Here is a 25,730-nt window from a genome sequence, read left to right as displayed (position 1 = left end):
TACACCCGCTACTTCTTCTCCTCGCTCTTTCGAGCCAGCGGAATTCCGTTTTCCTTTGCATACCATGCTTCATAATGATGCACCGCAACACCTGCAAAAGATGAATGAGAAGCGCCGAGATCAAACACTTTCTTCATTTCTTCATCCATATTGGTGATAGATTTGCTGAAAAAGGTTAGATGATCGCCCTCATGCGTATCAGCCAGTTCGGCTCCAACCCATACCTTCTTGCCAAGCTCATCCGCTTCATCCAGCTCTTCCTTGGACAGATCATACATCTGCTGACCACGATCCCGATAGGCCATGATGGCTACCGCATCAAAGTGATCAATCACCCAGCGGCTGAATGTACCTCCGCCTTCTGCCGACTCGCGAGCATCCAGCCAGAAAGGGATTGCGGCACTCATGTAGAGTCCGGCATCATTACCAGCTTTGGTCCAGGCCTTCATGTTGTCGCTCCACTCCGCAATAACGCTATTCTGCTCGTTCTCCCAGCGTTTTAGCTGATAAGGCTCAACATCCAGCTGAATTCCCTCAAAGCGTTCATTTTTGGCCGAAGCTGCATTATATGCTCGTACTTTTTCAATAAACGCAAGTCCCTCTTCCCGCTTCTCCGTATAGGCCCAGTCTGCATGACCGTTAAGGGCATGTACTTCGATCTCAGCCTGCCTCGCAGCCGCGATGAATTTGCGGTATGTCGCATCGGGTACCTCATCCTGAATTTGCAGGAAAATGGTATTCACGCCCTGCGCCTTGGAGAAGGAGATAATTTCAGGCGTCTGCTCTGCAATAATGGAAGCGTCCCACAGCCAGGTCGCTTTGTGTTCCTCATGTGAAAACCATTTGAGTAGCCAGGGCAGAAGAAGCAGGCAGAACAGCAGGGCCAAGATGGCCCATTTTGCCTTCACCGACAGTTTGCCCCACTTGTTCGTTATATTCCTCAGACGAGCAACGCTTCACTTGGCTCAAGCACAGGGTGCTGTACCGAATGACCAATCTTGTAAATGTGCGGATGTGGATACGTTTTGAACGCATTACGTGTATCCAGAATCGGCACGCCCATCTCGGCAATATCAAAGTAAGGCAAATCGCTGTGGTTGGTGATCAGCACGATGCAGTCGTACTTCTTGAACTGTTCCAAGTTGAACACTTCGCTATATACCGTCTCGCCATGCTTGTCCAGGAACGATTCAGCATGTGGATCATAATAGCTGACATTGGCTCCACCTTCCTTGAACTGTTCATAGATTTCCAGTCCTGGAGATTCACGCAAATCGGCAATATTCGGTTTGTACGACATACCAAGCAACAGAATGTTGGATTTACGTACCGATTTCGCGTACTCATTCAGAATGGTTGATGTTTTGTTCAGTACATAATATGGCATATTGTCATTGGTGGATTGCGCCAGCTCAATGAACTTGCTGTAGAAACGGAATCCTTTAGCCTTCCAGGACAGGTACATCGGATCAAGCGGGATGCAGTGACCGCCGATGCCAGGGCCCGGATAGAAAGGCATGAATCCAAACGGCTTCGTCGCAGCTGCGTCGATAACTTCCCAGATATCGATTCCCATACGGTCACACATCATTGCCATTTCATTAACAAAGGCAATGTTTACGCTGCGGAATGTATTTTCCAACAGTTTGGACATTTCAGCCACTTTTGGTGAAGATACAGGTACAACCGTTTCAACGTATTTGCTATACAACGCTGTTCCCAGTTTGAGGCAAGCTTCAGTTGTGCCCCCGATTACTTTCGGTGTATTAAAAGTAGTGAATCGTCCGTTGGACGGGTCCACACGTTCAGGCGAGAAGCACAGGAAGTAGTCTTTGCCTGCTTCATGTCCGATTTTGTCCAGCTCATCCTGGATCAGTTCTTCGGTAGTACCCGGATAAGTCGTGCTTTCCAGCGTAATCAGCATGCCTGGTTTCATATGCAGTTTAATCTGATCCACAACCGTCTCGATATAAGACGTATCCGGGTCCTGATTTTCACTGAGCGGTGTAGGTACGCAGATGCTCAACGCATCGATCACGCGCAGCATGCTGTAATCCGTTGTAGGCTGGAAGCGGCCGCTTTGCATCACTTTTTTCAATTCCTCGGACGAAATATCGTGAATATAGGAATCTCCCTGATAGATGCTCTCCACTTTGGATGCATCCAGATCAATCCCGATTACCGTGAAACCCTGATTGACCATTTCCACCGCAAGTGGTAATCCTACGTAACCGAGCCCGACCACGCCGAGCACCGCTTCTTTATTTTCGATCGCATTCAGTAATGTGTGGAATTGTTGATTCTCCATGATATTCCCTCCGGGCAGTGTATTTGTTTGGTTGATTGACGAATCCATTTGATAGATGTTTGTCTGTAGATGTACTTATTTGTCTGATAAAAATTAATGAAGGCTATTTGTTTCTCTTGGCTTTACTTGTGGTGCTTTTAATGCAGGCAACGCCTGATTCGGGCATCCAGCTCCACAGGTGAGAACGGTTTGGTCATATAATCATCGACTCCGCTGCGGAAGCATTGACTGATCGTTTGTTCCACACGCTGTTCCGTTAATACGACGATTTTGGGCGGCTGAGCCACATCCAGGTTCTGGATATGTTGAATGAACGGCAGGCCATCAATGCCATACAGGTTCAATTCGGTCAGCACCAGATCAGGTGTGATTTTCTCAATCAGTTCCAGTGCAGCCAGTCCATCCACCGCTTCATAGGTTTCATACCCCTGCATCTTCAGACGCAATTGCAGAAACTCGCGTACCGTCGGATCGTTATCCACAATCAAAATTCGTTCCGGCTCGTCTGCCGTCTTGTCCAGCGTGTAGATATGAATCTCCGACGGATCTACCAGCTTGGCGGACTCAGCCATATGTTGAATGGTTGCCTTTGAAGGACGCTCACCTGCCGGGAAACTTGCCAGCGTGATTTGCGGATCGGCACCAGGTACCGTCTCCTGCAATTCATGCTTGATGCGAAGCCCCTCATAATGAACCTCATCCAGTGTCAACCCTGGCAGCAGGACAGCAAGTGCCTGTGTGGCTCCATCCTGCCAGACCTGGTAGGCAGACTCACTGGTCTGCTCCAGATGTGTCCTGACCTGCTGCTCCGGCTGAGACTGCCCTGCACAATGGATGAACATTAAGCCGCATGTTTCGGCACCCGTTTCTTTCAATCCCTGTTCTACACTGCGGTACACATTAACGGCAGCCTCACGCTGCAATGTCGCCGTATTTGGCATGTTCTTTTCCACCCTTCTCCCTCGGTTATCTATATTGTTTCTGCTGTATTACTTTGATTACGCTGTGCTTAAGCCGCCTCGCTTGTCTTCTCTTCCTCGGACCAGCTCTGGCGTGTCATGGTACCCCATGAGTTGTTGTTTTGCATGAACTGGATATGCCCCTGCAATCTCCACAGCACGCCGAGCTGATGATAGCCGACGAATTTCAGAGCGGAGTAGAACAGCATTTTGACCAGATCGGACAGCTTGTTATACCGTTTGAATGCAATTTCCTCAAGCACAAGGGCTCCCACACTGAGCAGATAACCACTCACAATGTTGAGCGATCCAAAGAGCACAAGTATCGGCCACTGGGTCATATCCATCAGTACATATCCCGTGAGAGCGAGAAGTCCGGTAATTCGGAAATACGGATTCAACGCTTCAAAGAGGATGTTGTACGGCATGGTCAGCATGCCCATGACTTTATATTTCGGGTTGAACAACATGCCGCGATTCTCGATCATGTTCTTCAGATTTCCACGTCCCCAGCGTTTGCGCTGACTGGACAAGATCCGGTAGGAATCCGGCGCCTGTGTCCAGCACACGGCTTCAGGGCAGAAGGCTACGCGGTATTTCAATTTATTCTCCAACATATAACGGTGAAGTTTGATGATAATGTTCATGTCTTCACCCGGATAACCGTCCCGGTATCCCCCAACCGCAATAACCGCATCCTTGCGGAACATGCCAAAGGCACCTGAGACGATGATCAGACCATTCATGTGACTCCAACCGATCCGTCCGCCGAGAAAGGCTTTGAGATACTCGATGGACTGGAACATCGGCCAAATCTTGCGAGGCAGTGAAACGTCCTGCACTGCCCCATTCTCGATTTTGCAGCCGTTGGCTATCCGTACATCCCCGCCAATAGCCACCGTCTCTTCCGGATTCTCCATATACATGCGAGCCATACGAATCAGGGCATCCTTCTCCAGCAAAGAGTCAGCATCGATGGAAGAAATCAATGGATAATGAGACAGGTTGATTCCGGCATTGAGGGAATCGGCCTTCCCGCCGTTTTCCTTGTCAATGACATACAGGTCGGGGAATTCCGGATTGTGGTAGATCCCGCGAATTTTCTGACAGGAAATCTTGCCCCTAATCATCGTGTTGGGTACCGGCTTCAGACGATATTCTTCCAGCAACACCTTCAGGGTGGTATCGCTTGAACCATCATTCACCACGATGACTTCATACGTTGGATAATTCAGCGTCATCAGACAGTTCACATTTTCAATAATCGTCAGTTCCTCGTTATATGCGGGCACCAGCAAGGAAACCGAGGGTACCAGCTCCGAGCCTGACAACGTATTGTATTTGGAATAATGCGATCGCCTGAAGATCGTCCAAATATTACGGAATGATAAGGCCAGAATGGAAAAGTAAAGCGTATTTACGGCAACGACATAATAGATTGCGACCATGCCGTAGATTAATAGTAGATCTCTAAGCAGTGTAATCCCCTCCTACCGCAGCCACACCTGTACGTTTCTTGCTTGTTATCCGGTTCCCACGTACGGGACCGAAGTACCGATCATACAGCAGCCTTTTTTTGTTATGTGCAATCATCTGGTCAACGGCTTTGTGGTCTGTTCCTGAGTGCTGCATCGTACTCTCAATCTGCTGCATTGCAATTTCCCGTTCAGCACCTGTGCCCTCCACAGCGGCCTGACACAAGGCTTCAAATCCCGGTTCACCCAGCTTGCCAAGGCTCTCCGCACTGTTATAGCGTACTCCCCAATCTTCATCACGCAGCGCTTTGCGCAGCAGTGGAATGCTGCCTGCCGCATGTTTCGAACCGAGCGCCTGCACCACTTCGGCACGCACCTCCGGGTCCGAATCCTGCATGAGCTTCAGAATGGTCTCGTCCTGAAGTGCCGGACTTGCGCTAAGATACAGCTTCACGGCTTCTGCCCGTACATCCTGATGTTCTGCGCCAACGAGTCTGTCGAGTGCAGGCATCACTTCTGGTACAGCTTGTCCCCACATCGCAACCAATCCCACTTTGACAAAGTCAGGATTGCGATCTTCCAGCAACTCAATCAGAATTCTGCTTGTATCCAGACTGGTTTCTAGCAAAATATCTGCTGCCAGATGATGAATCGATTTTCCTTTGGTTAACAGCAACGCGAGCATATCTTTCAGTTCACCCTGACGGATGGTACATCTTGCGATCGAACGACCAATCATAATTGCCATCGGACCAGGTTTTTCATCCTTAAGCAATTCCATCAAGCCTGGAACGGCCTCTGGACAACGCATGCCGCCCAATCGATAAGCTGCATCAATCTGGCGTCCGTAACGAATACGACTCAGTTCCTTCAGATCATGCTCTACAAATCCGGCTTCACGGCAGAGTACAATTAATTTGTTGCGATACTCGCCCTTGAACTGATCAATCCATTCAATAAGTTTGCTCTGGATGACCCGACGCTCGAGTGGGGCCAACTTCCCAGGTGGCAATCTCAGGGGACTGTCCTCTGTCAGCGCCGTCTGCAGATACGTAAAGTAGTCACGCTGCTTTAATTTATAAAACTCAATCTTGCGCCGTTTGCCGTTGTGGGACATTTTCATGGCAAACAGCAGGATTACACCCACAGCGACGAGCGCCGTACAGATGTATAGAAATAGATAAGCCAAAGCCAAATTCGGAAACATGTGAAAAGGTCCTCCTTTATACTCATTTATTCGGTCTGAAAACTTGGAATTTGTTCATACCGTTTCTTCATTTCCTCGTAGCTCAGTTTCAGTCGTTCACTGTACTGTACCTGCTCCCAGGGCTGCCAGCTGTATATAGGCAATGTCTTCACATCCAGTGTCTTCTGGTCACCACCAGGCCAAGAGATATTTCCAGTAGAACGATCCATTAGCCACGGAATCAGGGTCACACCTTTGACTGCGACGGTTTCGAATTCCCGCCCACCTTTCAGCGCTCCATACTTGATCGCTTGCAGTGAACTTGGGTCACCGAATCCAAGCAGCATCCATGGAATACGCATCTCGACCTGATTACCGTTATATTGCCAGGCGGTTAACGAATCGGTATCGGATTGATCTGGAGCTGTCGTTCCCCGTTTCAATGTACCCACCTTCTCATTCATGAACGGTTGGGCGGAACGGGTATCCGGTGGGGTCATCCGCAGGCTGACCGCCAGGTTCCATGGATGGAATGGATCTGCCGCATTCTCTTGCTCCTCGGGCAGCATCCCGTAACCGTCCTTGCCATAGAGGCGCTGGTTAAAGTCATAGCCCTTGGCGATCTCCACTTGTGATTCATCATCCTGCCCCAATGTAATCACTGTTTCGAGTCCATCACTCAGCGTTCGATCCGGAAGTCTCGTACCCGGCTGATTGCCGCCATCCAGCGTATCCGTTCCGATGCGCAGCAAGGTCTGGTCCGGGTCAAAAGGTTGATCCAGCGTCATGCCAATGTATAGATAGGCTTCATCATGGGTCATTTTCATTTCCTTGATGCCATCTACCTTGCCTTGCCAGACGGTGACCTCTTCCTTCTTCAGCGTATTCCAGTCATCCAGTTTCCCGTCGATGGTCAGCTGTTCCTGCTTACCGGGGTCCATGGCGAGCAGACCGAACATCTTCTCATTTGTCAGCACGTTCAGCCAGTAGGCACGCCGATCAGCTGGAATTTCAAGCGGCATCGTGTTCCAGGTTTTTTTGAACCACTCATCCTGCCACATGAACAAAATCGCTCCCGCATACCCTTCATCATAAATATCCTGAGTCAGCGATGCGTCGATCTCGCCCTGCTCGACCTCGTTATGTCCGCCCTGATCCCGACCTCCCATACCGAGATGGGAGATTCCAAGCGAAGACGGTACACCGTACTCTGTAATCATTACAGGCATATCGGAAAACTCGGCTTTGAGCTTGCGCAGATAACTTTTGTACGTGTTGTACTCGCCGTTCTCATCCTTGATCGTCTGGAGTGTCTGGTCCGTATGGAACAAGTCCGGGTAATAAGGGTACACATGGTATGCTGCAAAATATCCGCCCTGCCACTCTTCCGGTTGAATATGTCGCGCATCCACACTCACCAAATCCTCTTCGAACAGCGGCTCGCCCGGATGATCCAACACGTCGGTTGTTACCCAGTTCGTGAAGGTCATTGGATGCTCCCACCCGTATTTCTTCTCCAATACGGCGGTATAGTCCAGCAGCTCAGCCAGCCAATTTTCGAACGGTGATGCATCCTGCGTCCCGGAAAAATGAACGCCTTTGTACTGCGGCACGTCAAGATGGCTCTCATTCGTGTTGTTCACCATCGAAGGGTCCCACTCGGTCCCCACATGCCAAGCCATCAGATATTTCCCGGCATTCGTCTTGTATTTGCCGCTTGACTCTCCCGGTTTATCGGGAATGTCTGCATCCCCATATACAGCCGATACCGCCTTTTCAATCTCCTGCTTGAACGTCTGCTCAATATGGTCAGCATAGGCATCCTGCTTTTCGATCAACTCTTCTTCCGGCGACCATATGCCCTGTATAAAATATAACGGTTGCTCCCGGCCACGGTTATACTCAACCAATGCGGTATAAAAAATCGGCTCATGTACCGTGTACACCCGGATTACATTGGCCCCCAGATCCTCAATCTGCTGGAACCACTTCAAGTAATCCTCTTTGGTCAACGGAAATTCGCCCGGGTAATGTCCTGGTGATGTAGCACCCAGGTTCACACCTTTCACGAACATCTCCCGCCATGCGCCATCGGGTCCATATTCCATGAACCGGTCTCCATCGGTCTTGAATTTCATCTCCGTGCCATTATCAGCTGTGTACGTAACGAGCTGGGGTTGCATATAGTGCCAGCCGGCAAATATTCCGCCTGTCACTACGGCCGCTCCTGTCAGCATCGTTAGCAACCAGCGTCTTCGTCTTCGTCTGCTCATGGCTCTTGATTGCTCACCTCTCTAGTATGCATCCTGCTTCATCTGCGGATCTTAAATGACATGAAGGTCTGCGGGAAATCCCGCATCGGATGTCCGCTTTGGGTAGAGATGTCAGCGGTGTAGTTCTCACTATAGCTCTAAGACTCTGCATTTGTAACTAGGCTGTTGGAAGCAAACGTGAACTGCAACATTCTGCCCATAATTCGTAAAATGCGCCATCAACTAGCATCCATGAGCCCTTCTTGCTCTTATGTCCCATGGACACGAATATATGCCACTTTAACCGTCCGTTTGAGGTTCTTCCAGGCTTGCACATCTCTACCCGTTATTGTTATATGCAACGCGGATTGCGAGATCTGTTTCCGCTTGAACGCTTACCCCATTAAACGCTAATGATATTTTAAAGTTGCGGACATTTTTACAGTATTAACCATAAAGATTACAAAATTGATACTATAGTCCGATAACGTATCCTTGAAAACCCGCGTCCTATCAAGGTTTTCTGAAAAGTGCAGAAAATGAAAAAAGGACATCAGTCCCCCCCTATAGGACTGTGCCCATTTATATTACTTTTACATAAAGCCCAATGAACACCCGGTCATCACCCGGAAGTCACGGATCTCTTACACGAAATGTAAAAAAATACATCTTTTTTCCTAAATTTTGACTCTAATAGGTCCATCCAATAATTGTGTCCAATTTGCAAAATAATTCCGGTTGCCGCATCTGGCATTGTCGGATAAGCTTATAAAACAGGAACACTTGTTCCATACTGTAAATAAACTGTAAAATAACGTTGGCTGAATGAATCCCATCACTGCACAGAAGCAGCCGAATCATGAATAAAAGGAGAGAAGTACTATGCCCCGCAAAGACGGACGTGTCATTATGCTGGCCGATTGCCAGTCATTTTATGCCAGTGTGGAGAAGTCTGCACATCCTGAATACAGAGACCGTCCGCTTGTTGTTGCGGGAGATCCTGCACGCCGTTCAGGCATTATTCTGGCAGCCTGTCCACTCGCTAAGTCCTATGGGATTACTACAGCAGAACGGCTGGGTGAGGCTCTTGCCAAATGCCCCGATGTTGTCGTCATTCGTCCCCGGATGGCCGAATATATTCGTGTTTCCCTACACATTACCCGTATCCTTCAGTCCTATACCGATCTGGTTGAACCGTACAGCATTGACGAACAGTTTCTCGATGTCACCGGAAGTTTAGATCTGTTCGGCAGTCCCGAAACGATTGCCCGCAGCATTCAGGACAGGGTTATGGAAGAGACTGGCGTCTATATCCGCGTCGGCATCAGCGACACTAAGGTTGTCAGCAAGATGGCCTGTGACCTGTATGCCAAAAAAGTCCCCGGAGGCATCTATACATTGCCCCGCAAGGACGTGCAGACAACATTGTGGAAAAAGCCTGTTCGAGACATGTTTATGGTCGGTTCCCGGATGGGACAGCATCTCTATAAGATGGGGATTCATACGATTGGGGATCTAGCGCAGACTCCATTGTCCCGGCTGAGAGAGCGTTGGGGTGTAAATGGTGAGGTACTGTGGCGTATTGCCCGCGGGATCGATGATTCTCCGGTAAAACCCGGGACATATGCTCACCAGCAGCAGGGCATTGGACATCAGATGACATTGCCTCGGGACTATGAATCGTGGGAAGACATCAAAGTGGTGCTGCTCGAACTGGCGGAGCTGGTCAGCCGGCGTTCCCGGGACAAATCGCTCATGGGCAATGTCGTCTCTGTAGGATGTCGGGGGCAGGATTACGATCGTCCAACCGGCTTCTCCCGCCAGATGAAGGTGAATGAACCTACCAACATCACCGATGAAGTATACGATGCGGCGGCAGCTCTGTTTCTGCGCCATTGGGACGGATTACCCATTCGCCGCATCAGCGTGTCATTGACTGGACTTGTGCCCGATTCCGAGGTACAGCTATCCTGGTTCGATGACCGCGAACGCAAAAGAGAACTAGAACGTGCCACGGATGACATCAAGCGCAAGTTCGGAGAAACCGCGATTATGCGTGCCTCCTCGCTCTGCTCGTCTGCGCAGGCACAAGACCGTTCTCATAAAATTGGAGGTCACTATAAATGAGTAAAAAATTACAGCAAAACGGGATTTTTGAGTCGTCGCGCATGATGCTTCCCGAACACCGGGAAGCCTACATCATTCATCAGGAACAACTTGCTCCCCGTACCCGTCCATCTCTGGATGCCCAGGCAGCGGAAGAAATGTCACGTTTGCTTAGTAACTCCATGCTGCTCGGGGATACAGTCACCATCACCCTGTTCCATGAACATGATGATATCCGCTTTACCGGACAGGTGCTCCGATTGGACTCCCCTGCCCGTACCCTTAAGCTGCTGATGGAGAGTGGGACTCGGGACATTCAGATGAATCTTATTACGGATGTGGTACTCGCGAATGAATGATGCGCGCCAAAGACCCAGACGTCAGACAGCCTTACTTTTCTGGGTGTTTGACTCGTCAATATGAACCATATCTTGAGAAAAGCTTTTTTTGGGTTCACCATATTTCGCTCCCGAGGCGAATGAACTTGATATAAACGGAGCATCCCGAATTCACCTCAGCGTTGCCGGTGTACCGGAATAGATGAAGCATGGCCATTGCTATGCAGGACCCTTTTCCTACGGGATCTGAACCAGACTGAAGCAGCCAACAAGCCACATTCCTATCGGACCATTTCGTTCCAAAGAAGCAAAAGGACGAATTGGTGATTCATCGGCTACTCAGGAGGGTAAGGGGATGACTTCGTTAGAACAAACTCCAGTCAAATTCTCTGGAAAGACGCTCAAGCAGATGCACGCCTGCAATGCTGTTTCCTTTCCGATTCAGAGCCGGACCTACAAGACCGATGCCAAACTGGCCTGGAACCAGAGTCAGAATTCCACCCGACACTCCACTCTTGGCAGGCAACCCGACCTGAATCGCGAATTCGCCTGATGCATTATACATACCGCAGGTAGTCATGAACGTTTTGGCGATCTGCACATAACGACGAGGAATAAGCTCAATCCCGGTGATCGGATCTGTCCCGTCATAAGCAAGCACCAGTGACATACGGGCCAGGTCTGCACAAGTCACTTCGATGGAGCAATGGCGGAAATAGACGGCAAGCACATCTTCGACGTCATCCTTGAGCACACCATTGTGCTTCAGAAAATAACCAAGCGAGCGGTTCAGATGGCCTGTCTCCGATTCGGACCGATATACCGCCTCGTTATAGTCCAGCCGATCATTATTTGCCAGCTTGCGGAAAAATTCCAAAATGCGCCGTGACTTCTCCTCTTTGCAATCTCCGGCAATCAATGACGATACCGTGATAGCGCCCGCATTGATTAATGGATTAAACGGAATGCCCGGTTCGACCAGTTCAAGCTTGATCATGGAGTCATAATCATCCCCGGTAGGTTCTTTTCCTACATTAAAAAAGACCGCTTCCTCCCCATGATCCATCAGGGCCAGAATGAGCGTAAATACCTTGGAGATACTTTGCATCGTAAACGGGACACCACAATCTCCGGCTGACACATGATTCCCTTCGGCGTTCATGATATGTATACCCAGTTCGTCCTGTGAGGCCTTGAATAACTCGGGAATATAAGAGGCTACTTTCCCCTGGCCGGTGTGCAGACGGCTGGTCTCCAGCCATTCCGGCAACAACTGGTTCAGACGTTCCATTGCAGCATTGCTCATCTCCATCTCCTCCAAATCTCTGTATGAGCATTTCACACGCATCCGAATGACAGATTCCCATCGAAGTGATGCAAAATGCCCGATATAGTATGTATTACCCGCAAGCCTGATCCCTTACCGCTTCACCTGAAGATTCAGCTCCAGAATCTCGCCGGGTAACCCATGATAATCTCCAACCCATGTGGATACAAAGTTCTGTCTGAGCAATATTCGACGTGATGCCGCATTGGACGGATCGATAACCGCATAAAGTACACCAATTCCCGCCGCCTGTGCCTGAATAATCAGCCGAGCTGCGATGGAAGTCCCGTGTCCTCTCCCCCAATGCTCCGGCAGAATCATGTAACCCATTTCTGCCCGGGACGGATCGGATTCATCCGGGATCAGTTTGGCGTAGGCCATTCCTACCCCGTCTTCACCAGATATTCGATAATAGCCACAATTGTTGCCGAGATTATAATTCAGCATGGATTCAAATTCCGCAGTAGCTTCATGCTCAGGCAGAGCACGTTCGGTAATCTGTTGCATGACTTCAATATTGGACACAAGAGCATAATAATCAGCAAAATCAGATGGTGCATATTTCAAGAAATTCATGACGAACATACCTCCTCCAAATGGCTAACAAGGACTTGCTCTTTTTATTTCACCTAGAGTATACCAGAAGCCAAGTATGCATTGCACACAACCACTTCATGTACAGAATTCTCATTCCTATCAGGTCCAGCAGGTACCAAAAAAGCGGCCTCCGTAGGAGACCGCCCAGCTTGCTTTTTATAAGAACTTCGTCCCCACTACGATCAGCTTGCCCGGGATGAAGGGTTAAGATTCATCTGCTGTTCACGTTGACGTGTACGACGTCCTTGACCCGGAGGCGTAATCATCAACGCCAGCAAGAGCGAGACGGCACACAGTACAGCGATCACAATAAAGGTAAGATGGAATCCGCCCAGCATGGCGCTGATAAACGATCCAGCCAAGGCACCAAATCCAAATCCCTGATAGATGACGCCGTAGTTTTTGCTCTGATTTTTCAGTCCAAAGTAATCTGCCACAATCGCCGGGAAGACCGTGATATTGCCACCGAAACAGAATGCGATAGCGGCTACACAGGCGAAGAAGATGCCAAAGCTCAGCGGTACCAGGCTCAGCGTCATTACGGCAACAGCCGTAACCAACAGTGCTCCGGCAATAACTTTCATCCGTCCTACTTTATCCGACAGCGCCCCCAGAATGATACGTCCAGCGGTGTTAAAGATCGCAACCATCGCCACCGCATTGGCCGCCGTAGCCACATTAAGACCTGCCAACTGCACACCGATGTCTTTCACAATACCGATCAGATACAGTCCACTCATACAGGCCGTGAAGAAAATAACGAACAGCATATACGCTTCTTTCGTGCGCAGCATTTCTTTGACCGTATAATCATGACGTGTTTCTGGTTGCTTCGCACCGTCCGTGCTACTTGCTGGAGCTTGTTCACGAACAACCGCTTCACGGATCAGGAACGAGCCGCCCACGATCAATACCAACACAATAATGCCCCAGTACATAAAAGCTTGAGCAGGACCAACAGCACCAATTAATGCCGAGTTCACGTATTTGAACAACAGACTGCCTGTACCAAAGGCCCCGACCGAAATACCTGAGATCAGACCTTTTCGCTCAGGAAACCACTTGATCAGGTTGGACAGGGAAGTAATGTACGCCGTACCATCCGCGAATCCAACCACAAATCCGGCCAGGATGTAGAGCAGTGTCAACGAACTCACTTGAGAACTGAGCACGAGTCCCAGACCAAGCACAACTCCGGCTACCCGAATCAGGCGACGAAGCCCCCATCGTTCTTGCAGTCGGCCGGCAAATAGTGTGGCAAATGCCAAAGCAAAGCTGGTAATCGAAAATGTTATCGCGACCGAGCTGACGTCCCATCCGAAACGATCAGACAACGGTTGATTAAATAAACTCCAGGTGTAGATGGTTCCGAGACCCATTTGTACAATGATGGTTCCCAGTACAATAAGCCAGCGGTTCATTTTCATAGTTGTAGATGCTGAATTAGGTGCGGATGAAATAGCTGCTTTCATCGTGATCTCCCCTTTGCCGATGTCATATATATGAATGCGTTCACAAGCTAATCATACATGAAAGGGGATTCATTACACCGATTTGAGCATGAGTTGCATCAGATGTGGAATGAAATGCCTCTAGATGCGCATGAGCTGCCTGAATTCTTTGACTTTGCCCCGGCTAACCGGTACTTCAGCCTCCAGATCACGCAAACGAAGCAGGTACGTATTGTTAAACCAAGGCACAATTTCACGGATTTGAGACAAATTCACGACGTAAGAACGATGGCAGCGGAAAAAGGTTTCCTGCGGCAATCGCCCGTGAAAATCCGAAATACTGACCGGCATCGTAAACTCACCGTTTTTGGTATACACCTTCGTTACTTTCTCTTGAGCTTCCGCATAATAAATATCGGCGGTGTCTGTCACAATAATATTGTCATTGCGCAGCAGGTTAATGCGTCGTTCCGTCTGGATATTGGATTCCCGTGCCTGCATATTTGATGCAGACCATTCATCGTTGGCTTGAGCCGCATTGTGAGCCTGCCCATCGTCACTGCTGTGTTCACGTTTCTCCTGCTCATGATCCCGTTTGAACGCCGTTTCGAGTTTATTCAGCATCGCGGCAATTCGTTTCTCATCATAGGGCTTCAGAATATAGTCAAACGCCTCCAGCTCAAACGCTTCAGCCGCATGCTCCTTATAAGCCGTTGTGAATACGATATATGGCTTGCTCGCAAACTTTCCAATATGATGTGCCAGCATCATGCCGTCCAGCGAAGGGATATTTATATCAAGAAAAATAACGTCGACTTCCTGCTCCTGCAGAAACTTCAGCACATCCAGTCCATCTTCCAGACAATCTACCACTTCGATTTGGCTATGTTCCTGTATCAAGTAATTCAGTTCTTCACTTGCCGGAATTTCATCTTCAACAATAAGAGCTCTCATCGACAGTTCATCACCTTGTTACTACATCTCCTTTGGGTACATCAAATAAAATATCGGTTCCTTGCTCCAGCCGTGTAATCGTTAACCCTTGTCCATAAATGAGCTTCACCCGACGATGCACGTTGTACAACCCGATCTGATTGGCAGGCATCCGGTCATGGTATACACGCTCAATAATGTCGGCTCCAATGCCTGCTCCTGTATCACTGACCCCAATTCGCACAAAGTCAGGATAGTCCTGTACCCGAATCCGTACGGTCCCGGGTCCTTTTACCTTGAGAATACCGTGGATAATGGCATTTTCCACAAGTGGCTGGATGACCAGACTTGGAATATGCACAGCCACCTCATCAATATCATAGATGACGTTAAGCCTGCTGCCGAAGCGCGCCTTCTCGATTTCCACATAATTGCGGACCTGCTCCAGCTCTTTGTGAATATCAATAAGCTCATCCGATAGCTCCAGGTTATAACGCATATATCCGGACAGATTCACAATCAGTTCGCGCGCCCGATCCGGCTTGGTGCGAATGGATGAGGCAATGGCGTTCAGCGCATTAAATAGAAAATGAGGATGAATTGTGGTCTGCAATGCACGCAGCTCCGCTTTATTGGCCGCAGCCTTGATCTCCTCCACACGTGATACTTCCATCTGGGTGGAAATAATCTGGGACAGGCCCACAGCCATCGTTTGCAACGGATACGTAATCTTGTACGCTTTGCGGTAATAGATTTTCAAGGCACCCGTTACTTCGCCCCGCTCTTTGAGTGGAATGATGAGGAGGGAGTGGATATCCGGCGTTTTTTCGTCAATGACATCATTGCTGATCGTAATCTCTCCGCTGGAGATCGTCTTCTTCGTCATCTCACTAATAATTTCATTACCGATGTGATATCGTTCCTCACCAAATCCCACATAAGCCAGTACATTTCGGGTATCCGTAATCGCAACCGCATCAGCCTGAATATCCTCCTGAATAATCCGGCAGATCGTACGCAGGGAGTCTTCATCAATGGAACGGAAGTACGGCAAGGTTTTGTTGGCAATCTCCAGCGCCAGCTTGGCCTGACGAGCTGCAATCATTTCCTTTTCCCCTTCCACACTCTGCACCAGCAGTACGATTAGCCCAATATTCACCTCACCTAATATCATCGGCAGCGCAATCTTCGAGACAATGTCGGCCCCCAGTGGATCGGGATAGGAATACAGCAGGATGAGCAGCATCGTAAGCGCCTCACAGATCATTCCGGCCGCAATACCGATCATCCAGCGCTTCGACTTAGGCGTATACTTATGTATATACCCGGAGACCAGACCTGCAAGGATACTCGTGATCAGGCACGGGATCGCCGTAACTCCATCCATATCGATTAAATATCGATGCACCCCGGACACAATCCCGGTAATGATGCCCACAGGCCCCCCGAACAGAATACCGCCAGACATAACAGCAATAATGCGCACATTCACCAGCGAGCCTTCCACATTAATACCGGTATAGGTACCGAAGATAGCAAATGCACAAAATAACAACGTAACCGCAATGTACTCCTGCCATCTCAATTTTCCCTTTTGCAATATCTGTCTAAACCGCGGTATCCTCGACAGAAAGAATAAAAATATAATCAGCAGTGCCGCACGTTCAAACAAACCCAGCAGCATCGTAAACATCTCCGTCAATCTGACTTCCTCCACATCCGTCAAAAATAAACGCCCATTATCGCAGCAGCGTTTTCCTCACCTTGAAATCCATGTATGCTCGTATGCAACAGTTTACCGCTCCCCCAGAAGGAAAGCAAAGTCGATCCTGTGAAAATGGAAGTAGCCGAAAGTCGCTAACCTAATGAACAGACGATACGGAATTCATTTTGCTCCAAACCATTCTCTTCCCTACCAACAAAGCTTCACTTACCTACACATATAACTCCACTTCCAGAAATCCACTGTGTTATAATTAATTGGAACATTATGCTAATTAATTAAACTGAAATTTATTTAAGAAAGGTGTATTTAAATGTTTGTAATGCTACTGATAGGCTCACTCCTGCTTTTTAGTGGTTTGTGGTACATCATTTACTTTATCTCGAAACGTACCAAAAACCCTAATCGCTCGTCTGCTCATGTGCTGAGAGTGATTTTAAGTATTTCGATCCTCGTACTAATAGTTGAAAACTACATATACGAAACAGTACCTTCTAATGCCATTTTAATTTTAGTATTTATTGCATCTTTAATAGCCACTAGCCCTTTTTTTGTTAAGAATAAAGAGTGATGGGATGATACTAAAGGACCTACAAAGAATTTTGTTAAGGATTATTTATAACTAGTTCAGTAATCAACGGAGGATAAAATGATAACACCAATCCAGCAGGTTTTGAAAGTTTTCTCTGACCGGGTTTCAGTTTATACAGATCTGAATTGGAGTATAGCTGGTTCAACAGCTTCTTTGATTCAAGGTTGTAACAATATCGGGCCGAATGATATTGATATCTTGGTCAAACAAAACGGTGATGTTGATAAAATCGTCAACTTATGGGCTTTTGCCCGACTGAACATTCATGGAATCATTATTGAAATGGCCAACACCGTGTCGGACGAATACCTTGAATTAAGCCCTGTAGTGTGGGAGTTGAAAAGATATGAGGAGCTTTTTGGAATGCTGATTCCCGTGGTCCCCTTAGGATTGCAGCTGTATTCCAGCTATGAACAACAGAAACCGGATCGTGATAAAGCAATCTGTGAGGTCATAAAGTTAAAAAATTTGGATCTTCAATTCATGGAGAACTATTTATCGAGCAGCTCCTATCGACAGCTCATAGAACAATTTAGATGATAATTCAAATAAAATCCGTTTAGAATCTGCAAATAGGTGTTTCATAAGCAACTTTTCCCCGGCAAATATAAAGAAGAAACCACTCCTCACAAAATGGAGTGGTTTTCTGAAAGTTAGAACTAAACCTTTGGTTCGAACAGTCAATTTAACTCTGCTATGATACGATGTAAAACCTTTTTGCTTTCTACGTCTTTTGGCCGTGGTATCCTGCCAATCTGTTCGTAAACCTCTTTCTCTTCCAAGAGCTGCCTAGGGTTCAAGACATAAGCTGATAATTCGTTCAACATAAAACGTTGTGGTAACAAGGAATCAAACCGCCAGACCCACTCAGGTAAGCCGTTCATAATAATACTTCTATCCTCCGCTCTGGTTATATAGCAAAAAGTGATGTCTACGCTATCCTTCTGAAAATCAGATTGCCTACCTCGAAATTCTTCTTTGACGGGAACCTGTTCATATCCAGCTTCGATAAGAGCAGATTCTAATTGATCTCGGTATTGTATCCAAGTTATCAAGTCTATATCGTCGTGTAGACGGGTAACCTTTCCAAGTATAAAATCAATTGCCCATCCGCCACGTAACCAAAAATCAATTTCCATTGTTGCAGATATTGCACTGATTTCACTTAATAAATTTAATTGTGACTCCGTTTGAGTTTGGAAAAGCGGATCTATCATATTAAACCTCCTGTAAAGCAGTTCATCACTTCTCTATGTAATCACCTGTTTAATACTTTCCATTTTTAAAGGAGCAAAGCTCATGCTACCATATGTTGGCATATATTTCTATATCGTCAATTATCCTCTAAGTACTTCGACACGCCTCAGTACTCCATATTCATATACGATTGACGGACGAGTTCAAGCACTCCATTTCTGCATAAATCCAGCTCGATTCATTTACATATATATTCTTCTTTATTCATAGGACTGGCACTCGCTTAAAAATCAAAAGGGCGGTTCATAAGTCATCTTGCTGACTTATGAACCGCCCCATCCATTAAAATTACTTCATACACATTCGATGTAATTTGGTTTTTATAAAATGAACTTCCAGTTACACTGTAACGGAGAGTGCAGAACCAATCTGGAGAAGCGAAGCGCTCGCCTTTATCACCGGATTTTACCCTTTCAAAGGGTAATTCAAAAAAATCCGGGGATAACAGCGATCGGAAGATGGTACTGCACTCGGAGTGGCCCCGTGTAAATGAAACTGTTTCATTTTATACCACCCAACATTCTATCGAATCCCTACCTAAACATGCCCCACAACTTAATCAAATGAAACGTATTGTTCGGATCGATCTTCTGCGCAAGAACAAAAGCAACAAATTGTTCCTCCTGAGTCGCAGAAAAATTCTCGTTCAAAATGACCGCTGACGACTTGACCAACCTTCTCACCTTCGCCTTATCCTGCAAATCGGACTTGGTAACCCCATCTATCAACTTTTTGATACGCTCTTTGACAGCGGGATTTTTCATCTTTGTTTTGATCCGCTCCACCAGCTGCGGACTGATTCCATATTGTTGGTAACCCAAAACGAACAGCACCTCCTGAATAATGAACTCACTTCTTATTCATATGACAGGAGGGCCTGTACACTTGACATTTTCCCACGGAAAATGTGGAAAACCACACATTCATAGCCCGATCAATCGATCAGATCACCCTGGAATACTTGCTGCTGTTGTAAAAAGTCACGTAAAGGAGCGTAGTCAACAGACGTCCAGAAGCTCGCATCCGCAATCAGGCTGGAGACGTCATCTCGCGCCTGCTCCAATACCTCAAAATCTGCAACCATGTCGGCAAGACGGAACTCCGGTAATCCACTTTGCTTGGTGCCAAAGAAATCGCCCGGTCCCCGCAGATCCAGATCTCGACGGGATACCTCGAATCCATCTTCGGTTTCCGTCATGACCTTCATGCGCTCCTGCCCCACCTCTGTCTTGGGGTCTGCAATGAGTACACAATAGGATGCATGAGCGCCCCGACCGACCCGACCACGAAGCTGATGCAGCTGCGACAGACCGAAGCGGTCCGCATCCATAATGACCATCAGCGTTGCGTTAGGCACATCGACCCCGACCTCCACAACTGTTGTGGAGACCAGAAGCTGAATTTCGTTGCTGTAAAAGTCACGCATCATCTCTTCCTTCTCGCCAGCCGTCATCCGTCCATGCAGCAGACCTACACGGTACTTCGGAAAGTTCTGTTGCATCTGGATATGCAGGTCAATGGCATTCTGTACATCCAGCTTCTCCGACTCTTCAATGAGCGGGCAGATCAGATAAGCCTGACGTCCCTGGTCCACTTCTCGCGAAATAAAACCAAGAACCCGGTCCATCATGTCATGCTTGACCCAGTACGTCGAGATAGGAATCCGCCCCTTTGGACGTTCCGAGATGGTCGATACTTCAATATCACCAAAAGCTGTAATGGCAAGCGTTCGCGGTATCGGCGTCGCCGTCATCGTTAACACATCCGGGTTATAGCCTTTACGCCGCAAAATGCTGCGCTGGTTCACACCGAAGCGATGCTGTTCATCTGTAACAACAAGACCCAAGTCACGGAAAAATACATCCTCCTGAATCAAAGCGTGTGTACCCACAACGATATCGATCATACCCATCTGCAAGGATGCAATCAGATCTTTGCGCTTCCGTCCATTCACACTGCCCGTTAACAGCCACACCGTTACGCCAAAAGGTTCAAACAGCTTTTGCAGTGAGCGCATATGCTGTTCTGCCAGAATCTCCGTAGGGACCATCAGAGCCCCCTGAAAACCGGAACGAACGGTCGTATACAGCGCAATCGCCGCAATAACCGTTTTACCTGAGCCTACATCTCCTTGCAGCAATCGATTCATCGAATACGGTGAACGCATATCATGCAGAATTTCAAGCTCTACCTTCTTCTGCGCATCCGTCAGTTCAAATGGCAAACTGCGAACAAACTCCCGAATCGTCGTATTATCCGTTGTGTGCACTACACCATCCATACGATCCCGGTTCAATGCACGATACGCCTGCATCTTGAGTTGAAACAAAAATAGCTCCTCATACACCATCCGCTGTCTGGCCTGCTGGCCTTCCCGGTTATCCTGCGGACGGTGAATCCCGGCAATCGCCTGTTTGCGAGGCATGAATCCATATTTGTTCATGAGTGATTGAGGCAGAATTTCGGGGATCATTTCCCCGAATTGGACTAACCCCTGATTAATCGTTTTGCGCATCCATGACTGCGTTAGCTTGCCGGTTACCGAATACACTGGCTGCAGCGTGCCCGATCGTCCTTCCCCTTTATCCGGGAATTCCGAGTCCGTTACGGTCATCTGCATACGCTTCTGTTCCCATTTCCCCGTAATAACAATCTCCCGATTGGGCGTAAGCTGTTCTTTCAGAAAATGCCGATTGAACCAGGTGGCTGAAATCATCCATTCTTCCGTCATCACCTTACAGGTAAGGCGTGACTTTTTGCCATAACGCTGCAACACTGGGATGCCCATCACTTTACCCTGTACCGTAATTTTGTCCCCGTCCTTCACTTCACTGAGCGAACGCAGCCGATAATCCTCATAACGGAACGGATAATATTCAAGCAAGTCTTTTACAGTAGAGATGCCAAAGGCGTGAAGCTCTCCCTCTTTGAGAGCACTCACGCCGCTAATTTGTTTAACCGATATTTCTTCCCATTTCATGTCTAATCCCTCATTCCGGAACAGGCCACATAAAGATGGCAATTACGCCAGGCCCAACATGGCTGCCAACGACAGCTCCAATATTGGTATACACCACTTCATTCAGTGTAAAATGTCCACGTAATTGCTCTGCACAAGCGATTGCTGATCCGGGGTCTGCGGTATGACCTACCGCCAGATTAACACGTTGACCCGCCAGATCCTGCTGAAACAGCTCAATAATGCGTGCCATGGCTTTTTTGTGACCTCTGACTTTCTCCACTGCGTAAATAACGCCTTCCTCATCAATGGACAAGATCGGTTTAATATTCAGCAATGTTCCCAAGATGGCCGCAGCTTTGCCAATCCGACCGCCTTTCTGCAAATACTCCAATGTATCTACGAGAAAGAACAGCTTGCGGCTCTGCTGCATGGCGGCTACAGCCGCAGCGATCTCCGCAGCGGATTTGCCTTGTTCGGCAAGCTCGGCAGCCTGTACGACCAATAAACCATATCCATAGGATGCAGACTTCGAATCCAGTACCGTTATATCGCCCTCACGTTCCAGCAACGATTTGCCAAGCAGTGCCGATTGATAGGTACCACTCATGCCGGAAGACAAATGAATCGATACAATGGGCCGTTCCGGGTCATCATCCAACAGTGTATTATAGATATTCATAAAATCGGTGGGAGAAGGCTGTGAGGTTGTAGGCAGCACAGATACCTTCTCCAATTTTGCATAGAACTGTTCCGAAGTCAGATCAACGCCGTCTGCATAAGCTTCTTCCCCGAACAAAACACGCAGCGGAACAACTTGAATCCCATATTTACGGATCAGTTCTTCCGGTATATCTGCCGTGCTATCGGTTACGATCGCAACTTTGTGGCTCATGAGATCCCCTCCTCTTTGCTTAAGTTCTTCAGGACTCTACAGAGAACAAATAATAATAAACCGGCTGTCCTCCAAGATGCACCTCTACCTCAGCATCAGGATATTGTTCTTCAAGCCATGTGACAAGCGCAGCGGTAATCTCAGGGGTAGCCTCGTCCCCTTCAAGGATGGTCACCACTTCATCTCCGCTCTCCATCATCTGTTGCAGCAGACCTTCACATGCGTGCAGCATGCTTTCGTCCGTTGCCACGATCTTGGAATTATGGATACCGATGTAGTGTCCAGCTTTGATATCAAGCTCATCATATTGTGTATCTCTGACCGCATGAGTCACTTGACCGGACTGTACCCGGCTAATCGCCTCAAGCATATGGTCACGGTTGGTTTCTGCAGACTCATCCTCCTGGAAAGCAAAAGCCGCTGCCATACCCTGAGGGATCGTCTTGCTCGGAATCACAATAATTCGACGCTCATCTTCAAGCAACTCCCTAGCCTGCTCGGCAGCAAGTACAATATTGGAGTTGTTCGGCAAAATAAATACCTGTTCTGCCGCGATCGAACGCACCGCTTTCACAAAATCTTCAGTGCTCGGATTCATCGTCTGTCCACCAGACAGAACAACATCCACGCCAAGACTCTGGAAAATCTCTGCAATGCCGTCACCGGAAGATACCGCGATGAAACCATATGGTGCCATCTCATCTGCTGGGAGCACAGCTTTTTCCACGCTACGCGCCGCTTCAGGCGGAATCTCTGCGAACAGCTCAGGCGAAGGCGCAATGTCCATGCCTGCTGTCAGCAGATCACGATGCTGCTCACGCATATTGAGAATATGAATTTGTGTGATTTCTCCATAACGGAGAGCCAGGTTTAATACATCCCCAGGTGTCTTGGAATGCACGTGAACCTTAATCACTTCATCGTCAGCAATAATAATGATGGAATCCCCGTTAACTGACAACGCTTTCCGGAATGCTTCGTCATCAAATGCAACACCTGCGTTCTCTCCAAGCTCGCGGTTTATAAAGAACTCCATGTCATACAGGAACTCAATATCTTCCGTTTCCAGTCGCGCCTGGGCAGACATTGGCATCTCTGGCACGATTACCTGCTGTGCAGGCTTCGCAGAAACCACTTCTGACGGTGCAGCCGGTTTCAATGCAGATGCCGCTACGGTTGGTTGTACGTCTCTCTGGAAGGATGTACGACTTGCCCCGTCCGTTTGCAACAGAACGTCCATAAAGCCTTCGTAAATATATACAAGCCCCTGGCCGCCTGAATCCACAACACCAACCTGTTTCAATACAGGCAGCAATTCCGGAGTCATTGCCAGTGCTTCTTTTGCTTTTAACAATACTTCATTCATTAATTCAGTTATATCATTCGTCCGTCTTGCGTAGTAGCTGGCATGTTTCGCCGCTTCCTTGGCTACGGTAAGAATGGTCCCTTCAACGGGTTTCACTACGGCTTTATAAGCTGCGTCCACACCGTTCTGCAGGGCTGCGGCGAACTGGAGTGTATTCAGTTCCTCATAAGGAGCAGCTGAACGACTGAATCCGCGGAACAATTGCGATAATATTACTCCGGAATTCCCCCGTGCGCCCATAAGCAGGCCTTTTGATAAAATACCGGCAGCTTCTCCGATGGAGGCAGAACTCTTGCGTTTAATCTCTGCGACTCCTGCACTCATTGTCAAATTCATGTTCGTTCCCGTGTCACCATCCGGCACAGGGAAAACATTCAGGGAATTGACGTGCTCTGCATGCTGTCCAAGTTGTTCCGCTCCGGCAAGTACCATTGCGGTGAAATCTGTTCCATTTAAAGAACGTATACTCAAGTGAGAATTCCCCTTCCTAGCTTGATACACGAACATCTTGCACCAAGATGTTATCTGGTCTGTTCATGCGCAAACGCTTATCGCGTTATTCTTCGTCCATACCTTGTCCGGCACAGGCATAATAATACATAATGTCAGCCGGATTAACGGTCTGGGCGGCCGGGCAACCGATATCCTGCAATTGCTCTGTTACCCCTAATTCGGGGCATACGGATATGCACCGGTATCAAGAGCCGGCATGAATGCCGCATGGAGACTGGTGCCAATGATGGAATGCCGCAGCTCACAGCGTTGCCAAAAAAGCAGACCACCGACCCTTTAAGGCCGGTTTTTTCTCCGGCTTCCCCGCGGCAACAGCCTGTTCAACGCTGTATTATGGACTATTCAACATTGTACTATATTAGACAGGAGAAATAAATAAAGTTTTTGGATCAGTTGACGAAGCTTTTTTCAATATGATATTATATTCAAGTATTGTTTTATGCAGGTTTAGTAATGGAAATGATCCGGCTATGCCGGCTTGAACAACGCCATTAGCTACTGGAACCTGACCATTGTGGTCAGGAAGAACAATTTAGCCCGTCTGGAATGGCATTCGTGTCTCCTTAGGGCAACTGGTTATTTTAGGATAGGAGGTGTAATCTATGTCTCGCAAATGTTATGTGACAGGTAAGAAACCGGGCACCGGTAACCACGTATCCCACGCTAACAACCGTAACCGTCGTTCTTGGGGCGTAAACGTTCAGAAGGTCCGCATTCTCGTGAACGGTAAACCAAAACGTGTATACGTAAGCACCCGTGCACTGAAAGCCGGTAAAGTGACTCGCGTATAATCACGCAAAGCTACTATAAATCGGGTAAGCAAAAAGCACCTTGTTCCTTGCAGGTGCTTTTTTGGTATTCAGAAATAGAAATAAAATCATGAATACACACATCAGCATGTGAATGTCCGCCGCATGGCGCTTCGCAGGTCCGAATTCCAGATGATCCTGAAGCCAAAGCGGCGGTATTCGCCAATGGAACCTTTTAATCATGTCAGTTCTTTTGAAACGTATTAAGAATCGCCTTTACAAACCCTCCCAAAAACTTCGGCAGTTTGAATGTGTAAAATTTCATACTTCACCCTCCCCATCATGCTCATGCATCCGCCGTATCCTATGCTCCAGGCCTTCTTTGCCTTAAACACGACAAAAAAGGCTACATGAGAAACCTGCTCATGTAACCATATTTATGCGGAACCCTTTGTCCCTATTCCACAATGACGAGCCTGGTTATCAGGTCATTTAGGTTTGAGTAGGGATATATTGATAAGCAGCGATCATGAATACACTCAATAAGTAATACAGTATGCTGAAAATCACAAAAGTAACCCGAAGTCCTGTACGGTCAAATTTGCGGAAGTACATAATGACAACACCAACCCCGATCAATGACGTAATCGCATTGTATGGGGATTGAATAACCGCAAACATAGCAAGCACCAGTCCCGTAACGAGACTCGCAGCCATGGTCCACAGCGTCTCCTTGAGGTTCAT

General features: G+C 47.9%; 23 protein-coding genes. 4 read left to right on the top strand and 19 right to left on the bottom strand.

Annotated features, from left to right (window positions below):
* Positions 1–8 precede the first annotated feature (8 nt).
* The 6 genes from CRO25_RS00920 to CRO25_RS00895 form a co-directional block, all read right to left on the bottom strand.
* Positions 9–908: a hypothetical protein gene (locus tag CRO25_RS00920; RefSeq protein ID WP_240321456.1), complete on the bottom strand. Its 900-nt coding sequence runs from the start codon at positions 906–908 to the stop codon at positions 9–11.
* A 32-nt stretch (positions 909–940) separates the two neighbouring features.
* The gene (locus CRO25_RS00915) at positions 941–2,308 is read right to left on the bottom strand and encodes a nucleotide sugar dehydrogenase (protein ID WP_063565622.1); all 1,368 of its coding nucleotides are present in this window, start codon (positions 2,306–2,308) and stop codon (positions 941–943) included.
* A gap of 137 nt (positions 2,309–2,445) precedes the next feature.
* A complete protein-coding gene (locus CRO25_RS00910; protein WP_063565621.1) occupies positions 2,446–3,249 on the bottom strand; it encodes a PleD family two-component system response regulator in 804 nt (267 codons plus the stop codon).
* A 68-nt stretch (positions 3,250–3,317) separates the two neighbouring features.
* Positions 3,318–4,715, bottom strand: a complete 1,398-nt coding sequence (locus tag CRO25_RS00905) for a glycosyltransferase (protein ID WP_170867934.1) — start codon at positions 4,713–4,715, stop codon at positions 3,318–3,320.
* A 22-nt stretch (positions 4,716–4,737) separates the two neighbouring features.
* Positions 4,738–5,949, bottom strand: coding sequence for a HEAT repeat domain-containing protein (locus CRO25_RS00900; protein ID WP_079694147.1), 1,212 nt, complete (start codon positions 5,947–5,949; stop codon positions 4,738–4,740).
* 26 nt (positions 5,950–5,975) lie between these two features.
* Entirely contained in the window at positions 5,976–8,201 is a 2,226-nt protein-coding gene (locus CRO25_RS00895) for a hypothetical protein (protein ID WP_079694148.1), read from the bottom strand.
* Between the two features lie 861 nt (positions 8,202–9,062).
* Between CRO25_RS00895 and CRO25_RS00890 the strand changes: the two genes are divergently transcribed.
* Together CRO25_RS00890 and CRO25_RS00885 are read left to right on the top strand one after the other, a co-directional pair.
* Positions 9,063–10,307: a DNA polymerase IV gene (locus CRO25_RS00890; RefSeq protein ID WP_063565618.1), complete on the top strand. Its 1,245-nt coding sequence runs from the start codon at positions 9,063–9,065 to the stop codon at positions 10,305–10,307.
* Positions 10,304–10,645, top strand: coding sequence for a YolD-like family protein (locus tag CRO25_RS00885; RefSeq protein WP_064636634.1), 342 nt, complete (start codon positions 10,304–10,306; stop codon positions 10,643–10,645). Before CRO25_RS00890 ends, CRO25_RS00885 begins: the two co-directional genes overlap by 4 nt.
* Before the next feature lie 343 nt (positions 10,646–10,988).
* Here CRO25_RS00885 and glsA read toward each other — a convergent pair whose 3' ends face one another.
* From glsA to CRO25_RS00860, 5 genes are all read right to left on the bottom strand, one after another.
* Positions 10,989–11,930 carry a glutaminase A gene (gene glsA, locus CRO25_RS00880; RefSeq protein ID WP_063565616.1) on the bottom strand — a complete coding sequence of 314 codons (942 nt, stop codon included), beginning with the start codon at positions 11,928–11,930 and terminating at the stop codon, positions 10,989–10,991.
* Between the two features lie 114 nt (positions 11,931–12,044).
* Complete coding sequence (locus CRO25_RS00875; RefSeq protein WP_063565615.1) at positions 12,045–12,527, bottom strand: GNAT family N-acetyltransferase; 483 nt, start codon at positions 12,525–12,527, stop codon at positions 12,045–12,047.
* A gap of 203 nt (positions 12,528–12,730) precedes the next feature.
* A complete protein-coding gene (locus CRO25_RS00870; protein ID WP_179132088.1) occupies positions 12,731–14,020 on the bottom strand; it encodes an OFA family MFS transporter in 1,290 nt (429 codons plus the stop codon).
* Between the two features lie 120 nt (positions 14,021–14,140).
* Positions 14,141–14,953, bottom strand: a complete 813-nt coding sequence (locus tag CRO25_RS00865) for a LytTR family DNA-binding domain-containing protein (RefSeq protein WP_079694149.1) — start codon at positions 14,951–14,953, stop codon at positions 14,141–14,143.
* Between the two features lie 10 nt (positions 14,954–14,963).
* The gene (locus CRO25_RS00860) at positions 14,964–16,616 is read right to left on the bottom strand and encodes a sensor histidine kinase (RefSeq protein WP_079694304.1); all 1,653 of its coding nucleotides are present in this window, start codon (positions 16,614–16,616) and stop codon (positions 14,964–14,966) included.
* Between the two features lie 688 nt (positions 16,617–17,304).
* On the opposite strand from CRO25_RS00860, the gene CRO25_RS00850 reads away from it, so the two are divergent.
* Positions 17,305–17,787 (top strand): hypothetical protein, encoded by a 483-nt coding sequence (locus CRO25_RS00850; protein WP_079694151.1) that lies wholly within the window; start codon positions 17,305–17,307, stop codon positions 17,785–17,787.
* Positions 17,788–17,927: 140 nt separating this feature from the next.
* Here the strand turns inward: CRO25_RS00850 and CRO25_RS00845 are convergent, their stop codons facing one another.
* The 5 genes from CRO25_RS00845 to CRO25_RS00825 form a co-directional block, all read right to left on the bottom strand.
* Positions 17,928–18,464 carry a nucleotidyltransferase domain-containing protein gene (locus CRO25_RS00845; RefSeq protein ID WP_079694152.1) on the bottom strand — a complete coding sequence of 179 codons (537 nt, stop codon included), beginning with the start codon at positions 18,462–18,464 and terminating at the stop codon, positions 17,928–17,930.
* A 573-nt stretch (positions 18,465–19,037) separates the two neighbouring features.
* The gene (locus CRO25_RS00840; protein ID WP_063565612.1) at positions 19,038–19,325 is read right to left on the bottom strand and encodes a stage VI sporulation protein F; all 288 of its coding nucleotides are present in this window, start codon (positions 19,323–19,325) and stop codon (positions 19,038–19,040) included.
* Between the two features lie 113 nt (positions 19,326–19,438).
* A complete protein-coding gene (recG, locus tag CRO25_RS00835; protein ID WP_079694153.1) occupies positions 19,439–21,484 on the bottom strand; it encodes an ATP-dependent DNA helicase RecG in 2,046 nt (681 codons plus the stop codon).
* A gap of 10 nt (positions 21,485–21,494) precedes the next feature.
* The gene (locus CRO25_RS00830) at positions 21,495–22,358 is read right to left on the bottom strand and encodes a DegV family protein (RefSeq protein ID WP_064636623.1); all 864 of its coding nucleotides are present in this window, start codon (positions 22,356–22,358) and stop codon (positions 21,495–21,497) included.
* A gap of 28 nt (positions 22,359–22,386) precedes the next feature.
* Positions 22,387–24,195: a DAK2 domain-containing protein gene (locus tag CRO25_RS00825; RefSeq protein WP_063565609.1), complete on the bottom strand. Its 1,809-nt coding sequence runs from the start codon at positions 24,193–24,195 to the stop codon at positions 22,387–22,389.
* A 644-nt stretch (positions 24,196–24,839) separates the two neighbouring features.
* Here CRO25_RS00825 and rpmB point away from each other — a divergent pair.
* Positions 24,840–25,028, top strand: a complete 189-nt coding sequence (gene rpmB / locus CRO25_RS00820; RefSeq protein ID WP_024631107.1) for a 50S ribosomal protein L28 — start codon at positions 24,840–24,842, stop codon at positions 25,026–25,028.
* On the opposite strand, the gene CRO25_RS00815 is transcribed toward rpmB, so the two are convergent.
* The 3 genes from CRO25_RS00815 to CRO25_RS00805 all read right to left on the bottom strand — a co-directional run bounded on the left by CRO25_RS00815 (position 25,029) and on the right by CRO25_RS00805 (position 25,730).
* Positions 25,029–25,229, bottom strand: coding sequence for a hypothetical protein (locus CRO25_RS00815; RefSeq protein WP_079694154.1), 201 nt, complete (start codon positions 25,227–25,229; stop codon positions 25,029–25,031).
* Position 25,230: 1 nt separating this feature from the next.
* Positions 25,231–25,311: a stage V sporulation protein SpoVM gene (spoVM, locus tag CRO25_RS00810; protein ID WP_019424875.1), complete on the bottom strand. Its 81-nt coding sequence runs from the start codon at positions 25,309–25,311 to the stop codon at positions 25,231–25,233.
* A gap of 167 nt (positions 25,312–25,478) precedes the next feature.
* Positions 25,479–25,730, bottom strand: a complete 252-nt coding sequence (locus CRO25_RS00805; RefSeq protein ID WP_063565607.1) for a hypothetical protein — start codon at positions 25,728–25,730, stop codon at positions 25,479–25,481.

This window comes from Paenibacillus sp. RU5M, from assembly GCF_900221055.1.
Lineage (GTDB): Bacteria > Bacillota > Bacilli > Paenibacillales > Paenibacillaceae > Paenibacillus > Paenibacillus marchantiae.
The sequence above is the reverse complement of the archived record's forward strand: the minus strand, read 5'-3'. Positions and strand labels throughout refer to the sequence as shown.

Excerpts from the sequence above, each read along its gene's own strand:
- CRO25_RS00860 (WP_079694304.1), bottom strand. The coding sequence starts at position 16,616 with ATGCTGCTGGGTTTGTTTGAACGTGCGGCACTGCTGATTATATTTTTA.
- rpmB (WP_024631107.1), top strand. The coding sequence starts at position 24,840 with ATGTCTCGCAAATGTTATGTGACAGGTAAGAAACCGGGCACCGGTAAC.
- CRO25_RS00850 (WP_079694151.1), top strand. The coding sequence starts at position 17,305 with ATGATAACACCAATCCAGCAGGTTTTGAAAGTTTTCTCTGACCGGGTT.
- CRO25_RS00870 (WP_179132088.1), bottom strand. The coding sequence starts at position 14,020 with ATGAAAGCAGCTATTTCATCCGCACCTAATTCAGCATCTACAACTATG.
- CRO25_RS00885 (WP_064636634.1), top strand. The coding sequence starts at position 10,304 with ATGAGTAAAAAATTACAGCAAAACGGGATTTTTGAGTCGTCGCGCATG.
- CRO25_RS00815 (WP_079694154.1), bottom strand. The coding sequence starts at position 25,229 with ATGATTAAAAGGTTCCATTGGCGAATACCGCCGCTTTGGCTTCAGGAT.
- CRO25_RS00915 (WP_063565622.1), bottom strand. The coding sequence starts at position 2,308 with ATGGAGAATCAACAATTCCACACATTACTGAATGCGATCGAAAATAAA.
- CRO25_RS00805 (WP_063565607.1), bottom strand. The coding sequence starts at position 25,730 with ATGAACCTCAAGGAGACGCTGTGGACCATGGCTGCGAGTCTCGTTACG.
- spoVM (WP_019424875.1), bottom strand. The coding sequence starts at position 25,311 with ATGAAATTTTACACATTCAAACTGCCGAAGTTTTTGGGAGGGTTTGTA.
- CRO25_RS00910 (WP_063565621.1), bottom strand. The coding sequence starts at position 3,249 with ATGCCAAATACGGCGACATTGCAGCGTGAGGCTGCCGTTAATGTGTAC.
- CRO25_RS00890 (WP_063565618.1), top strand. The coding sequence starts at position 9,063 with ATGCCCCGCAAAGACGGACGTGTCATTATGCTGGCCGATTGCCAGTCA.
- CRO25_RS00845 (WP_079694152.1), bottom strand. The coding sequence starts at position 18,464 with ATGATAGATCCGCTTTTCCAAACTCAAACGGAGTCACAATTAAATTTA.
- CRO25_RS00830 (WP_064636623.1), bottom strand. The coding sequence starts at position 22,358 with ATGAGCCACAAAGTTGCGATCGTAACCGATAGCACGGCAGATATACCG.
- CRO25_RS00900 (WP_079694147.1), bottom strand. The coding sequence starts at position 5,949 with ATGTTTCCGAATTTGGCTTTGGCTTATCTATTTCTATACATCTGTACG.
- CRO25_RS00895 (WP_079694148.1), bottom strand. The coding sequence starts at position 8,201 with ATGAGCAGACGAAGACGAAGACGCTGGTTGCTAACGATGCTGACAGGA.
- CRO25_RS00865 (WP_079694149.1), bottom strand. The coding sequence starts at position 14,953 with ATGAGAGCTCTTATTGTTGAAGATGAAATTCCGGCAAGTGAAGAACTG.
- glsA (WP_063565616.1), bottom strand. The coding sequence starts at position 11,930 with ATGAGCAATGCTGCAATGGAACGTCTGAACCAGTTGTTGCCGGAATGG.
- CRO25_RS00905 (WP_170867934.1), bottom strand. The coding sequence starts at position 4,715 with ATGGTCGCAATCTATTATGTCGTTGCCGTAAATACGCTTTACTTTTCC.
- recG (WP_079694153.1), bottom strand. The coding sequence starts at position 21,484 with ATGAAATGGGAAGAAATATCGGTTAAACAAATTAGCGGCGTGAGTGCT.
- CRO25_RS00875 (WP_063565615.1), bottom strand. The coding sequence starts at position 12,527 with ATGAATTTCTTGAAATATGCACCATCTGATTTTGCTGATTATTATGCT.